Annotated in this window: 15 protein-coding genes; 14 read left to right on the top strand and 1 reads right to left on the bottom strand. The window is 69.4% G+C overall.

Annotated elements, in window-relative coordinates:
- The first annotated feature begins 33 nt into the window (after positions 1 to 33).
- The 4 genes from thrB (at position 34) to prfA (ending at position 4,871) form a co-directional block, all read left to right on the top strand.
- Positions 34 to 963 carry a homoserine kinase gene (gene thrB / locus AIIKEEIJ_RS24670; protein WP_161996775.1) on the top strand — a complete coding sequence of 310 codons (930 nt, stop codon included), beginning with the start codon at positions 34 to 36 and terminating at the stop codon, positions 961 to 963.
- A gap of 356 nt (positions 964 to 1,319) precedes the next feature.
- Entirely contained in the window at positions 1,320 to 3,305 is a 1,986-nt protein-coding gene (gene rho / locus AIIKEEIJ_RS24665) for a transcription termination factor Rho (RefSeq protein ID WP_161996774.1), read from the top strand.
- A 141-nt stretch (positions 3,306 to 3,446) separates the two neighbouring features.
- Positions 3,447 to 3,680, top strand: a complete 234-nt coding sequence (gene rpmE, locus AIIKEEIJ_RS24660; RefSeq protein ID WP_006944378.1) for a 50S ribosomal protein L31 — start codon at positions 3,447 to 3,449, stop codon at positions 3,678 to 3,680.
- A 111-nt stretch (positions 3,681 to 3,791) separates the two neighbouring features.
- Positions 3,792 to 4,871, top strand: a complete 1,080-nt coding sequence (prfA, locus tag AIIKEEIJ_RS24655) for a peptide chain release factor 1 (RefSeq protein WP_006944377.1) — start codon at positions 3,792 to 3,794, stop codon at positions 4,869 to 4,871.
- 24 nt (positions 4,872 to 4,895) lie between these two features.
- Here prfA and AIIKEEIJ_RS24650 read toward each other — a convergent pair whose 3' ends face one another.
- Complete coding sequence (locus tag AIIKEEIJ_RS24650; RefSeq protein ID WP_006944374.1) at positions 4,896 to 5,366, bottom strand: hypothetical protein; 471 nt, start codon at positions 5,364 to 5,366, stop codon at positions 4,896 to 4,898.
- 119 nt (positions 5,367 to 5,485) lie between these two features.
- On the opposite strand from AIIKEEIJ_RS24650, the gene prmC reads away from it, so the two are divergent.
- The 10 genes from prmC to AIIKEEIJ_RS24600 all read left to right on the top strand — a co-directional run.
- Positions 5,486 to 6,406 (top strand): peptide chain release factor N(5)-glutamine methyltransferase, encoded by a 921-nt coding sequence (prmC, locus tag AIIKEEIJ_RS24645; protein ID WP_029542938.1) that lies wholly within the window; start codon positions 5,486 to 5,488, stop codon positions 6,404 to 6,406.
- A gap of 36 nt (positions 6,407 to 6,442) precedes the next feature.
- Positions 6,443 to 7,105, top strand: coding sequence for an L-threonylcarbamoyladenylate synthase (locus AIIKEEIJ_RS24640; protein WP_029542940.1), 663 nt, complete (start codon positions 6,443 to 6,445; stop codon positions 7,103 to 7,105).
- An 18-nt stretch (positions 7,106 to 7,123) separates the two neighbouring features.
- Positions 7,124 to 8,329: an MraY family glycosyltransferase gene (locus tag AIIKEEIJ_RS24635; protein WP_161996773.1), complete on the top strand. Its 1,206-nt coding sequence runs from the start codon at positions 7,124 to 7,126 to the stop codon at positions 8,327 to 8,329.
- Between the two features lie 62 nt (positions 8,330 to 8,391).
- The gene (locus tag AIIKEEIJ_RS24630; RefSeq protein WP_202917562.1) at positions 8,392 to 8,808 is read left to right on the top strand and encodes a hypothetical protein; all 417 of its coding nucleotides are present in this window, start codon (positions 8,392 to 8,394) and stop codon (positions 8,806 to 8,808) included.
- Positions 8,809 to 9,067: 259 nt separating this feature from the next.
- Complete coding sequence (gene atpB, locus AIIKEEIJ_RS24625) at positions 9,068 to 9,916, top strand: F0F1 ATP synthase subunit A (RefSeq protein ID WP_170914067.1); 849 nt, start codon at positions 9,068 to 9,070, stop codon at positions 9,914 to 9,916.
- A gap of 89 nt (positions 9,917 to 10,005) precedes the next feature.
- Positions 10,006 to 10,257: an ATP synthase F0 subunit C gene (locus AIIKEEIJ_RS24620; protein WP_003935756.1), complete on the top strand. Its 252-nt coding sequence runs from the start codon at positions 10,006 to 10,008 to the stop codon at positions 10,255 to 10,257.
- 10 nt (positions 10,258 to 10,267) lie between these two features.
- On the top strand, positions 10,268 to 10,828 hold the full coding sequence (locus AIIKEEIJ_RS24615) for a F0F1 ATP synthase subunit B (RefSeq protein WP_006944352.1): 561 nt from the start codon (positions 10,268 to 10,270) through the stop codon (positions 10,826 to 10,828).
- 5 nt (positions 10,829 to 10,833) lie between these two features.
- Entirely contained in the window at positions 10,834 to 11,673 is an 840-nt protein-coding gene (locus AIIKEEIJ_RS24610; protein WP_006944350.1) for a F0F1 ATP synthase subunit delta, read from the top strand.
- Between the two features lie 64 nt (positions 11,674 to 11,737).
- On the top strand, positions 11,738 to 13,381 hold the full coding sequence (atpA, locus tag AIIKEEIJ_RS24605) for a F0F1 ATP synthase subunit alpha (protein ID WP_006944348.1): 1,644 nt from the start codon (positions 11,738 to 11,740) through the stop codon (positions 13,379 to 13,381).
- A 48-nt stretch (positions 13,382 to 13,429) separates the two neighbouring features.
- The coding region (locus tag AIIKEEIJ_RS24600) for a F0F1 ATP synthase subunit gamma (RefSeq protein ID WP_202917561.1) at positions 13,430 to 13,981 on the top strand (552 nt) is incomplete at its 3' end.

Genomic DNA, 13,981 nt, shown 5'->3' with positions numbered 1-13,981 from the left:
ACCGCCGCGCCCTCCTCCGTTGGGAAAGACGACATGACGCAGACGCTGCCCGTAGGGATCTCCGTGACCGCCCGGGTCCCGGCCTCGAGCGCGAATCTGGGCCCCGGTTTCGATTCGCTCGGGCTGGCCGTCGGGTTGTACGACGAGATCACGGTCACCACAACCGCATCGGGCCTCGAGGTGCGCGTCGAGGGCGAGGGCGCCGAAGAGGTGCCGTGGGGACCGTCGCACCTGGTGGTGCGGGCGGTCGAGCGTGGCCTCGAGGCCGCCGGAGTGTGGGCCGACGGCCTGGACGTGTTGTGCCGCAACGTTATTCCGCACTCGCGCGGCCTCGGCTCCTCGGCCTCGGCGGTCGTCGGAGGCCTGGCGGCCGCCAACGGGCTGGTGCGCAAGGTGGCTCCGGAGCGCGTGCTCGACGAGGCGCAGCTCGTCCAGCTCGCCTCCGAATTCGAGGGCCACCCGGACAATGCCTCCGCCAGCATCCTCGGCGGCGCGGTCGTGTCGTGGAGCGAGTCGGTCGTCGGCGACGAACAGCGCACCTACCGCGCGGTGCCCCTCACGGTCCACCCGGCGATCCGGGTCGTCGTGCTGGTGCCGTCGTCGCGCTCGTCCACCGCGCACACCCGCGGGCTGCTCCCCGATCTGGTGCCGCACCGCGACGCGGCGTTCAACGTCAGCCGCGCGGCGCTGGCCGTCGTCGCCCTCACCGAGCGGCCGGACCTGCTGATGCCGGCGACGGAGGACCTGCTGCACCAGGCGCAGCGCGCCCCGGCCCTGCCGCTGACCACCAAGTGGATCGCCACCCTGCGCGCGGCGGGCATTCCCGCCGCGGTCTCCGGTGCCGGCCCCACGGTCCTCGCCCTCACGACCGAGTCGTTCCCCGCGGATCTGCGCGCGGCCGCGGAGGCCGACGACATGACCGTGCTCGAACTCGACGTCGCGGACGGCGTGCAGGTCGTGTGAGCGAGCCCGAACCTCTCGAGTCGGGCGCGAACCCCCGGGCGACGCGCCCGGGGGCTTCTTCTTGCTCAACGTACAGTTCGTCGCTATTCTGTGCTTAGTCCGCACGTCGTGCGTTTCAGTCGCTGGCTTTTCCAGGGCATTCACTCCAGATCCATCGGGGCGATCGATCCTGGATCGATCCTCACCTGACCTCGTTTCGGGGAGATGGACCGACCGCACCTGCCGGAGGATGGCGTGATGGCGGACGTGCCGACCGTTCGATCCGTGAACACGTACGGCAATCCCAGATCGACGCAAGATCTGCGGAACGAACCCTCGACTCTGCGTGGCGCGAGTGAGGGAAGGAAAGGATCTCCGTGACAGATACGGACCTGATCGCTACGCCTGTTCTCGATACCACGGATTCGTCCGCGGGAGCGCAGGCCACCGATCCTGCACAGACTGCACCGCGTGCCGGTGGGCGGCGTGGCGCCGGTCTCTCCGGCATGGTGCTGGCCGAGCTGCGGACTCTCGCGGCCGAACTCGGCATCAAGGGAACTTCCGGGATGCGCAAGGGCGATCTCATCGCCGCGATCAAGGAGCGTCAGGGCGGCGGAGCCGCCGAGACGGCTCCTGCGCCGGAACAGCCGGCCCGGCCCGTCCGGGCTCGTCGCGCCCGTGGTGCCGCCCAGGACGCGGCCCCGGCCGACACCGCCGCCCCCGCCGCCGAGCCGGCCCAGGCGCGGCCCGCCGCGACGACGGCGCCCGAGCAGCCCGCCGAGGCGGCGGAGCAGCCCGCCGACGGCGAGGCCGAGGGTGGCCGCCGGGGTCGTCAGCGTCGCGGTCGCCGAGGTGGCGACCAGGCCGCCGAGACGACCACCGCCGAGGCCCCGAAGGACGCCGCCGAGGCGCGGACCGACGAGAAGCCGCGCGCCGAGGAGAAGACCGAGGAGAAGGCCGAGCCGTCCGACGGCGGTCGGCGCGAGCGCGGCCAGCGCGACGGCCAGCGCGACCAGCGCGACGGCCAGCGCGACCAGGGGGAACGCCGCCGCGAGGACCGTGGTCAGGGCCCCCGTCAGGACGGCCGCGACGGCCGGGGTGGCGAGGACGACGAGGACGGCCGCGGGCGCCGCGGGCGCCGCTTCCGTGAGCGTCGTCGCGGACGTGACCGCGGCGAGGCCGGCGGTGACACACGCGAGCCCGAGATCCGCGAGGACGACGTCCTGCAGCCGGTCGCCGGCATCCTCGACGTCCTGGACAACTACGCGTTCGTCCGGACCTCCGGGTACCTGGCGGGCCCCAACGACGTGTACGTCTCGATGAACATGGTGCGCAAGAACGGCCTGCGCCGGGGCGACGCCATCACCGGTGCGGTTCGCGTGCCGCGCGAGGGGGAGCAGGGCAACCAGCGCCAGAAGTTCAACCCGCTGGTCCGGCTCGACACGGTCAACGGCGGCGACGTCGAGGCCGCCAAGCGCCGCCCGGAGTTCAACAAGCTCACCCCGCTGTACCCGAACCAGCGGCTGCGGCTCGAGACCACCCCGAACATCCTGACCACCCGCGTGATCGACCTGATCATGCCGATCGGCAAGGGCCAGCGTGCCCTGATCGTCTCGCCGCCTAAGGCCGGCAAGACGACGGTGATGCAGGACATCGCGAACGCGATCACGGCCAACAACCCCGAGTGCTACCTCATGGTCGTGCTGGTGGACGAGCGGCCCGAAGAGGTCACCGACATGCAGCGCTCGGTCAAGGGCGAGGTCATCGCCTCGACCTTCGACCGGCCGCCGTCGGACCACACGTCGGTCGCCGAGCTTGCGATCGAGCGGGCCAAGCGGCTCGTCGAGCAGGGCCGCGACGTGGTCGTCCTGCTCGACTCGATCACGCGCCTCGGCCGCGCGTACAACAACTCGTCGCCGGCGTCGGGCCGCATCCTTTCCGGTGGTGTCGACTCGACCGCCCTGTACCCGCCGAAGCGGTTCCTGGGCGCGGCTCGCAACATCGAGAACGGCGGCTCGCTCACCATCATCGCCACGGCCATGGTGGAGACGGGTTCGACGGGCGACACGGTGATCTTCGAGGAGTTCAAGGGCACCGGCAACGCCGAGCTCAAGCTCGACCGCAAGATCGCCGAGCGGCGCGTGTTCCCGGCGGTGGACGTCAACCCCTCCGGTACGCGCAAGGACGAGCTGCTGATGAGCCCCGACGAGTTCGCGGTGGTGCACAAGCTGCGCCGCGTGCTCTCCGGTCTGGACTCGCACCAGGCCATCGATCTGCTCATCGACCGGCTCAAGAAGAGCAAGAGCAACATCGAGTTCCTCCTGCAGGTGTCGAAGACGGCACCGGGAGCGCTCGACGACTGATCGCCGCGGCAGCGGCGCCGCATGCCCGGGGGCGGAATTTCTTCCCCCGGGCATGCGTTTGGCATAATCGAACAGCTCAGTCCGGTCCCGGTTCACGTCTCCGATCCGCGGAGGCGACCCGGCGGCCACGAAAGGGACACCATGAAGGCAGGAATCCACCCGAACTACGTGACGACCACCGTCGTCTGCGGTTGCGGGAACACGTTCGAGACGCGCAGCACCGCAGAGTCGGGACGGATCACCGTCGAGGTCTGCTCGCAGTGCCACCCGTTCTACACGGGCAAGCAGAAGATCCTCGACACCGGCGGACGCGTCGCCCGCTTCGAGGCCCGCTACGGCAAGCGCGACACCAAGAAGGCTGCTGCCGACAAGTAGCTGTCTCGCCGACGCCCGGTTCTGTCTCAGCAACAGACCGGGCGTCGGCCTTTTTCCATCCCGATCCGGGCGCGGCACGGATCGGCACGACGGACGAGTGGAGCGAATCACATGGCGGGGCAGACCAAGCCGTCGGCCATCGACGACATCCTGGCCGAACACGCCGGTCTCGAGCAGCAGCTGTCCGATCCGGCGCTGCACAACGACCCGGCGACGGCCCGCAAGGTCGGCAAGCGGTTCGCCGAGCTCGCTCCCGTCATGGCCACCTACACCAAGCTGCGGGCCGCGCGCGACGATCTCGAGGCCGCGCGTGAGCTCGCCGCGGACGACGCCGCCTTCGCGACCGAGATTCCCGCCCTCGAGGAGCGGGTGAGCGAACTCGACAAGGCGCTCACCGACCTGCTCGCCCCGCGCGATCCGCACGACGGCGACGACGTGGTGCTCGAGGTCAAGTCGGGGGAGGGCGGTGAGGAGTCCGCGCTGTTCGCCGCCGACCTCGCCCGCATGTACATCCGGTACGCCGAGCGCGCCGGCTGGCGCGTGGAGGTCCTCGGCGCGACCATCTCCGACCTCGGCGGTTACAAGGACGCGACGCTGTCGATCAAGTCGAAGAGCGATGTGCGCGACGGCGTCTGGTCGCGCCTGAAGTTCGAGGGGGGCGTGCACCGCGTCCAGCGTGTCCCCGTCACCGAGTCCCAGGGCCGGGTGCACACCTCGGCGGCCGGCGTGTTCATCTACCCCGAGCCGGACGAGGTGGAGGAGGTCCAGATCGACGAGTCGGACCTGCGCATCGACGTGTACCGCTCCTCCGGCAAGGGTGGTCAGGGCGTCAACACCACCGACTCGGCGGTGCGCATCACGCACCTGCCCACCGGCATCGTCGTCACGTGCCAGAACGAGCGGTCCCAGCTGCAGAACAAGGCACGGGCGATGCAGGTGCTCGCCGCGCGGCTGCAGGCCGCGGCGGAGGAGGCCGCCGAGGCGGAGGCCTCCGCGGGCCGCGCCAGCCAGGTGCGCACGGTGGACCGCTCCGAGCGCATCCGCACCTACAACTTTCCCGAGAACCGGATCACCGATCACCGCATCGGCTTCAAGGCCCACAACCTCGACGGTGTGCTCGACGGCGACATGGACGCCCTGCTCGACGCCCTGGGCAAGGCCGACCGGGAGGCCCGGCTCGCCGCGGAGTGACGCCGTGAGCCGGGCCCCGGGCGGCTACTGCGCGGTCTCGCCGGGTTCGTCGCCCGGATCGTCGTCCCCGGGCACCTGCGAGATGTCGATGCCGGGAAGCAGGAAGCAGCTCTCGCCCTTCGCGTTCTGATGCGGTCCCCACACGGCGGACACGACGGTGCCCGGCCCGGTGTTCAGCAGCGCGACCGGGACGTCGCTGCTCTGCGGTGTCGCGGTCAACGAGGCGCCCCCCGTCTGCCAGGTGGCCGTGTTGACCCAGCCCACCTGACCGTTCTGCGCCTTCTGCTCGCCGACGGCGAAGAACAGCCGACCCTCCTCGAGGGCGTCGCTGTCCGTCTCGGTCACGCTGTGGATCGGCGCGACGTAGCTGCAGAGCAGCGGCGTGGGTTGGACGTCGATCGGCGATGCGGAGGCAAGTCCGGGCGCTGCGAGGCTGCCGGCGGCTCCGAGCGCGACGACGGCCGCTGCCCGAACCGCGAATCCCGACTTCGTCACAGGAAGATCCTTCCGTAGTTCCGTAGTGCTGCCTGACACGGACGATCTCGATCATGCCGCAGACCGGATGCGTGACCTGTCCGTTTCCGTGTGGTGACCGGCATGGCAGTCTGTACGCCGTGACTCGTCAACCCCTGCGCCTGGCGATCCTCGAAGCGGTGTCGGTGCTCGAGGAAGCCGGTGTCCCCAGCCCGCGTGTGGACGCCGAGCTGCTCGCCGCGCATCTGCTCGGCATCGAGCGCACCCGTCTCGGGCTCGTGCCGCTCGTCGACCCCGCCATGGTCGACGCGTACCGCGCGATGATCGCGCAGCGTGCCAAGCGGATCCCGCTGCAGTACATCACCGGCAGCACGGGGATGGGGGAGATCGACATCGAGGTCGGCCCCGGCGTCTTCGTCCCGCGGCCCGAGACCGAGCTGCTGCTGGCCTGGGCCCTGGCGTACCTGGAAGGACTCCAGGAGCATCCGCCGGTGGTGCTCGACCTGTGCACCGGCTCGGGCGCCCTCGCGCTGGCCGTTGCGCACGCCCGGCCCGACGCGGTCGTCCACGCCGTCGAACTCGAGCCCCACGCCCTGGCCTGGGCGCGGCGGAACGCGGAACGCTGCGCGGCGGCGGGGGACACGCCGATCCTCCTGCATCAGGGCGACGTGACGGACCGCAACCTGCTCACCTCGCTCGAGGGCCGGGTCGACATCGTGGTGTCGAATCCGCCCTACATTCCCGAGGGCACCGACCTCCCGCCCGAGGTGATCGAGCACGACCCGCACTCGGCGCTGTTCGGCGGTCCCGACGGGCTGTCGGTGATCAAGCCGATGGTGTCGAACATTGCCCGCTGGCTGCGGATCGGCGGTGCCGTCGGCGTCGAGCACGACGACACGAACGGTGCCCAGGTCGCGGAGCTGTTCGCGCAGCGCCGCGTGTTCGGTGACGTGACCGAGCACCCCGATCTGGCGGGCCGGCCGCGGTTCGTCGTCGCCCGCCGGGTGCCGACCGACGTGGAGGCGCGGCGCGGCGGATCCCAGGGCGGGACGGGTGTGTGATGCCGGACACGTTCGCGGCAGTGGAAGGATGAACCCGTGAGCACCGTCTACGACTGCAGTCGCCCCGATTCCCGCGCCGCCGGTCTGACCGCCGCCAAGGGTGCGCTCAAGGCCGGACGGCTCGTCGTCGTGCCCACGGACACGGTGTACGGGATCGCGGCGGATGCCTTCGACAGCGATGCGGTGACCAGTCTGCTGCGCGCCAAGGGCCGGGGCCGGGACATGCCGGTGCCGGTGCTGGTCGGCTCGTGGAACACGATCGACGGCCTGGTGAACACCGTTCGTCCGCAGGCGCGGGAACTCATCCGTGCCTTCTGGCCCGGCGGTCTCAGTCTCGTTGTGCACCAAGCGCCCTCGCTCGCATGGGACCTGGGGGACACGCGCGGCACCGTGATGCTGCGCATGCCGTTGCACCCCGTGGTGCTCGAGTTGCTGCGCGAGGTGGGCCCGCTGGCCGTGTCGAGCGCGAACGTCTCCGGCCGTCCGCCGGCCACCACGGTGGACGAGGCGCGCACCCAGCTCGGCGGGTCGGCGAGCGTGTACCTCGACGGCGGACCGGCCGAACACGCCGTCGCCTCCACCATCGTCGACCTGACCGCCGACCGGCCCCGCGTGCTGCGCGAGGGCGCCGTGGCGGTCGAGGACATCGCGGAGGTGCTGGGCGAGGACCCGGCGCAGCTGCGTGCCGGCGGGGAGTGACGGCGGGGACCGGGCGAAGTGACTGCCGCCGACACGGCATCCCTGGTGCTGGCCCAGTCGGGCCGCGGCGCCGGCGTGCCCATCCGTGAGCTGCTGCTCGTGCTCCTCACCGCCGCGGTCGTCACCTTCCTCTCGACCGGGGCCGTGCGGATCGCCGCGATCCGGTTCGGTGCCGTCGCGGTGCCCCGGGACCGCGACGTGCACGTCCAGCCGACGCCACGGCTCGGCGGCGTCGGCATGTACATCGGGCTGGTGGCGGGCCTGCTGTTCGCCCAGCAGCTGCCGGCGCTGACCAGAGGCTTCGAGTACACCCCCGACATGGGTGCGGCGCTGGTGTCGGGCACCATCATCGTGATCGTCGGGATCATCGACGACCGTTGGGGACTCGACGCCCTGACCAAGTTCGTCGGGCAGGTCACGGCGGCGGGCGTGCTCGTCGTGATGGGCGTGAGCTGGATCGTCATCTACGAGCCGTTCGGCGGCAGCACCCTCATCCTCGACCAGTTGCAGGGGGGGCTGTTCACCGTGCTGGTCGCGGTGGTGATGATCAACGCGATGAACTTCGTCGACGGCCTCGACGGGCTCGCGGCCGGCCTGGGACTGATCGCAGCCGTCGCGATCTGTGCGTTCTCCGTCGGGCTGTTGCACGACCAGGGCGGCGACGTCAGCGCGTATCCGCCCGCCCTGATCGCCGCGGCCCTCGCCGGCGCCTGCCTCGGCTTCCTGCCGCACAACTTCCAGCCGGCCCGGATCTTCATGGGCGACTCCGGATCGATGCTGATCGGCCTGATGCTGGCGGCGACCTCGACGAGCGCGTCGGGACGCATCCCCCTGGCCGCCTACGGCACCCGCGACCTGCTCGGCCTGCTCTCCCCGCTGATCCTCGTCGGGGCTGTCATGTTCATCCCCATTCTCGACCTGCTGCTGGCGATCGTCCGGCGCACCCGGGCCGGGGTCAGCCCCTTCAGTCCCGACAAGATGCACCTGCATCACCGGTTGCTGCAGATCGGGCACTCGCACCGCCGGGTGGTGCTGCTGATCTACCTGTGGGTCGGGGTGCTCGCGTTCGGGGCCGTCGGCTCCTCCCTGCTCGACCGGCGGGCCGTCGTGCTGCTCGTGGCGGGTGGACTGGTGTTCGCGCTGGTCGTCACGGCGGTGCCGTCGCTGCGTCACGAGGACGCCGACCGTCCCCGGCGACGCCGGGGCCGGCGCCGGGTCCGTTAGGCTTGATTCCCGTGACCTCCCCGGATCGGCCCCTGCCCGCCCTGCCCGACTCTTCCGCGCCGATGCGCGCCGCCGTCCGCTACGGCGTGCTCGGACTGATCGCACTGACGGTCGTCGCGACGGTGATCGGCGGCCTCGTCGCCGGCCTGCCGGGCGTGTGGGGCGCGCTGATCGGCGCGGCCGTGGGAGGGGGGTTCATTCTCTTCACCGCTCTCGGCGTGCTGCTCACCGCCCGGCTCCCGGCGACGACGGCGGGCGCGGTGCTGCTGGGCACCTGGCTGCTCAAGTTGATCCTCGCGATCGTGGTGATGATGCTGCTCAAGCCGCTCGATTTCTACGACAAGGGTGCGCTGGTGCTCACCATCGTCTTCGCGCTGCTCATCGTTCTGGGGGCCGAGACCTACGGTGTGCTGTCGCAGCGGGCGCTGTACGTGGAGCCTGCCGGTAGCGCTGAGCAGGGGAACAACGACGAGCGGTAGTACCGCCGTTGTCAATGACCTGGCGGTACGGGCACCCGCCTACACAACGTCGTAGAAGTGTTGATAAGGTCGTCCCAAGCGAGTGCGACTGCCTGCGATTCCGGAGGAGTCGAGTGCGGTTGTGCCCTCGCAGGCGGTCGTGTTCGAATGGCCGCCGAGTCGACGAGAGTCGCCGACACCGACAGACGCTGGCCCCGATCGGGAGCCGACAGCAGCTGGCGAATACGCGAGCCGACCTGGTCGACTTGTTGGATCGTCAATGTCCGATCGAACCGCAGACGGCAATGCCTGCGGCCGACTACGGGAGAGAGCGCTGAGCGTCACCACCTTGGCTGCCGGAGAATTCCACGCGCCGTCACTAGCCGATTTCTTCCCCCCAGCAGTTCTGTTCGAAGGCACCCCCTTCGAAATGGACCGCCTGATGCTCATCCGCGTCGTCGTGGCCGTGCTCGTGGCGCTGTTCTTCGCGCTCGCGATGCGCAGCCCGAAGATTGTGCCCCGCGGTGTGCAGAACGTCGCCGAGATCATGATCGACTTCGTGCGGATCAACATCGCCGAGGACATCCTCGGCAAGCAGCAGGGCCGCCGATTCCTTCCGGTGCTCGTGACCATTTTCTTCCTCGTGGTCGGTCTCAACCTGACGTCGGTCATCCCGTTCCTGAACATCTCGTCGAACGCGCGCATCGGTATGCCGATCGTGCTGGCCGCGCTGGCCTACGTCGTCTTCAACTACGTGGGCATCAAGAAGTACGGGTTCTTCCGCTACGTCAAGAGCAGCATCGTCGTCCCGAACCTGCCCCCCGCGCTGCACGTGCTGGTCATTCCGATCGAGTTCATCTCGACGTTCCTGCTGCGCCCGTTCACGCTCACCATCCGTCTCATGGCGAACATGCTGGCCGGCCACATCATGCTGGTGCTGTTCTTCAGCGCAACCCAGTTCTTCTTCTTCAGCTCCGAAGGCGCGATGAAGATCTTCGGCATCGGCTCGCTGATCGGTGGCGTCGCGTTCACCTTCTTCGAGCTGCTGGTGATCGTCCTGCAGGCGTACATCTTCTCGCTGTTGACGGCGGTGTACATCGACCTGGCGCTGCACGCCGAAGAGCACTAGCGCGCCGACCGGCACTACCCACACAACACACAGACTGACTCGGTTGCCGATCCCCGGGGCCGAGCCACAAGAAAGGGAATGGAACACCAATGAGCGTTGCGCTTCAGGCAGTTGACGTCCTCGCCCAGACGGAGAGCACCATCAGCGGTCTCGGTGCGGTCGGCTACGGCCTCGCGGCCATCGGCCCCGGCATCGGCATCGGCATCGTCGTCGGCAAGGCGATCGAGGGCATGGCCCGCCAGCCCGAGATGGCCGGCCAGCTGCGCACCACCATGTTCCTCGGTATCGCGTTCACCGAGGCCCTGGCGCTGATCGGTATCGTCGCCGGCTTCATCTTCTGATCTGACGACCATGGCTGACAGCATCCTGTTGCTCGCGGCGGAGGCGGAGGACCAAAATCCTCTGCTCCCCGCGACGTATGACATCGTCTGGTCGCTGGTCGCCCTGATCATCGTCGGGCTCGTCTTCTGGAAGTACGTGCTTCCGCTGTTCCAGAAGGTGCTCGACGAGCGTTCGGAGCTGATCGAAGGCGGCATCAAGAAGGCCGAGGAAGCTCAGGCCGAGGCAAAGGCCGCGCTCGAGCAGTACCGCGCGCAGCTCGCCGAGGCCCGCACCGAGGCGGCGCAGATCCGCGAGGAGGCCCGTGCCCAGGGCCAGCAGATCATCGCGGACATGAAGGCCCAGGCCCAGGAGGAGAGCGACCGCATCGTCGCTGCCGGTCACAACCAGCTGCAGGCCCAGCGCCAGCAGATCGTGACCGAGCTGCGCGGCGATCTCGGACGCACCGCCGTGGATCTGGCCGAGAAGGTCATCGGGGAGTCCCTCTCCGACGACGTCAAGCGTGCCGGCTCGATCGACCGCTTCCTCAGCGAGCTCGACTCCCTCAGCGCTGACTCTGCATCCCGAAAGTGAGCACCATGTACGCAGCAAGCCGTGAGGCACTCGCTCAGACGCGTTCCGCGCTGCAGGGCGCGTTGGCGTCGAGCACCGCATCCGCTGCCGCGGGTGCCGCAACTGCAGCTGCGGCGCAGGCCGGCTCCGAGCTGTTCTCGGTGGTCGAGGTGCTCGACGATCAGCGCACCCTGCGGAGTGCGCTGGCCGACGCCTCGGCCCCGGCAGCCGGTCGGCAGGCACTGGCCGAGCGGGTCTTCGGGAGCAAGGTCTCGCCCGTCACCCTCGCGACCCTGAAGGCGGCGGCCGGGCAGGACTGGTCGACCCAGTCCGACCTGACCAACTCCCTCGTTCAGCTGGGCCGCGAAGCCCTCCTGTCGGCGGCGGCGGACCAGAACCAGCTCGACACCGTCGAGGACGAGCTGTTCCGGCTCGGTCGCATCGTGGCCGGCAACGCCGAACTCGAACAGGCCCTCTCCGATCGCACCAAGCCGCTGGCGGCCAAGCGGGAGTTCCTCTCGCGTCTGCTCTACGGCAAGTCCACGGCGATCACCGAGGCCCTGGCCGTGCAGGCCGTCGGACGGCTGAAGGACAAGGCCCCGGCCGACGCGTTCGACGCACTGTCGAACCTCGCCGCCACCCAGCGGGACCGCGCCGTCGCCCACGTGCGCAGCGCGGCACCTCTCAGCGCGGCGCAGGCCGAACGGCTCACCGGTATCCTGACCAGAACGTACGGGAAACCGGTCACGGTGCACGTCGAGGTGGTTCCCGAGCTTCTCAGTGGATTGGTCGTCCGGGTGGGCGACGAGGTCATCGACGGCACCGCCGCGGGTCGACTCGCCGCAGTGCGCAAGAGCCTCACGTAGTCCACTACCGAACACACACACATAGCGATCTTTTCGAAGACCAGATACCGAGAGCAGGAAGAACATGGCGGAGCTGACGATCTCCTCCGACGAGATCCGTAGCGCGATCGACAACTACACCGCGAGCTACTCCCCGGAGGCCTCCCGCGAGGAGGTCGGCGTGGTCGCCGACACCAGTGACGGCATCGCGCACATCAGCGGTCTGCCGTCGGCGATGGCCAACGAGCTGCTGGAGTTCCCCGGCGGTGTGCTGGGCGTGGCCCTGAACCTCGACGCCACCGAGATCGGTGCCGTCATCCTCGGCGACTACCAGGACCTCGAAGAGGGCCAGGAAGTCAAGCGGACCGGCGACGTTCTGTCGGTGCCGGTCGGCGACGGCTACCTCGGCCGCGTCGTGAACCCCCTGGGCCAGCCGATCGACGGCCTCGGCGACATCGAGGCGACCGAGAACCGGGCCCTCGAGCTGCAGGCCGCGACCGTGCTGCAGCGCCAGCCGGTCGAGGAGCCGCTGCAGACCGGCATCAAGGCCATCGACGCGATGACCCCGATCGGCCGCGGCCAGCGCCAGCTGGTCATCGGCGACCGCAAGACGGGCAAGACCGCCGTCTGCGTCGACGCGATCCTGAACCAGAAGGCCAACTGGGCCTCCGGCGACCCGAAGCAGCAGGTCCGCTGCATCTACGTCGCGATCGGCCAGAAGGGCTCCACCATCGCGGGCGTCAAGGCCGCCCTCGAGGAGCACGGCGCGATGGAGTACACCACCATCGTCGCGGCCCCCGCCTCCGACTCCGCCGGCTTCAAGTGGCTCGCCCCCTACACCGGCTCGGCCATCGGCCAGCACTGGATGTACCAGGGCAAGCACGTGCTCATCGTGTTCGACGACCTGACCAAGCAGGCCGAGGCGTACCGCGCGATCTCCCTGCTGCTGCGCCGCCCGCCGGGACGTGAGGCCTACCCGGGCGACGTGTTCTACCTGCACTCCCGTCTGCTGGAGCGCTCGGCCAAGCTGTCCGACGAGCTCGGTGGCGGTTCGCTGACGGCCCTGCCGATCATCGAGACCAAGGCCAACGACGTCTCGGCCTACATCCCGACCAACGTCATCTCCATCACCGACGGCCAGGTCTTCCTCGAGTCCGACCTGTTCAACAAGGGCATCCGCCCCGCCATCAACGTCGGTATCTCGGTGTCCCGAGTCGGTGGCGCCGCGCAGACCAAGGGCATGAAGAAGGTGTCCGGCTCGCTGCGTCTGGAGCTCGCGCAGTTCCGTGAGCTCGAGGCCTTCGCCGCCTTCGCCTCCGACCTCGACGCGGCCTCGAAGGCGCAGCTCGAGCGTGGCCAGCGTCTGGTCGAGCTCCTCAAGCAGGACCAGTACTCCCCGGTCGCCGTCGAGGACCAGATCGTGTCGATCTACCTCGCGGGTGAGGGCGTCTACGACTCGGTTCCCGTCGGCGACGTGCGCCGCTTCGAGGCCGAGCTGCTCGAGGACCTGCACCACAGCGCCTCGGGCGTCTACGAGCAGATCGCCGGCGGCAAGGCGCTGACCGACGACTCCGCGTCCGCGCTGCTCGCCGCGACCAACAAGTTCAAGGAGGGCTTCATCGCCTCCGACGGAACCCGCGTCGTGAACGAGGCCGAGGCCGAGGCCCTGGGCGCCGACGAGGTCGAGCAGGAGCAGGTTTCCGTCAAGCGCACCACTGTTCGCAAGTGAGCGTGGAGACCATGACCCAGCGTCCTGTGAAGGGAGTGTGATCGACGAATGGCAAGCCTGCGCGAGCTCCGCTCGCGGATCAAGTCGGTCAACTCGACCAAGAAGATCACCAAGGCGCAGGAGCTGATCGCGACGTCGCGGATCACGAAGGCTCAGGCCCGAGTGGCAGCGTCCAAGCCGTACGCCGAGGAGATCACCAAGGTGCTCTCCGAACTGGCGAGCGCGTCCGCGTCGCTGGATCACCCCCTGCTCAACGAACGGCCCAACCCGAGGCGTGCCGCAGTCCTGGTTGTCACCAGTGACCGTGGCATGGCCGGCGGCTACAACGCCAACGTCCTCAAGGAGGCCGAGGAGCTGCGGCAGCTGCTGGTCAGCGAGGGCAAGGAGCCGGTGTTCTACGTGCTCGGTGCCAAGGGCCTGAGCTACTACACCTTCCGCGGCCGGCAGGTTGCGGGGGCGTGGACCGGCTTCTCGCAGGAGCCGCGCTACACGGATGCGGCCAAGGCGAGTCGTCATCTGGTGGAACTGTTCATGGCCGGGTTCGGCTGGCTTTCGCACAACCTCGACGCCGTGGTGGTGATGGGCGACGGGTTCGTCGCG

This window comes from Rhodococcus sp. YH1 (assembly GCF_009939605.1).
GTDB classification, from domain to species: domain Bacteria; phylum Actinomycetota; class Actinomycetes; order Mycobacteriales; family Mycobacteriaceae; genus Rhodococcus; species Rhodococcus aetherivorans.
The sequence above is the reverse complement of the archived record's forward strand: the minus strand, read 5'-3'. Positions and strand labels throughout refer to the sequence as shown.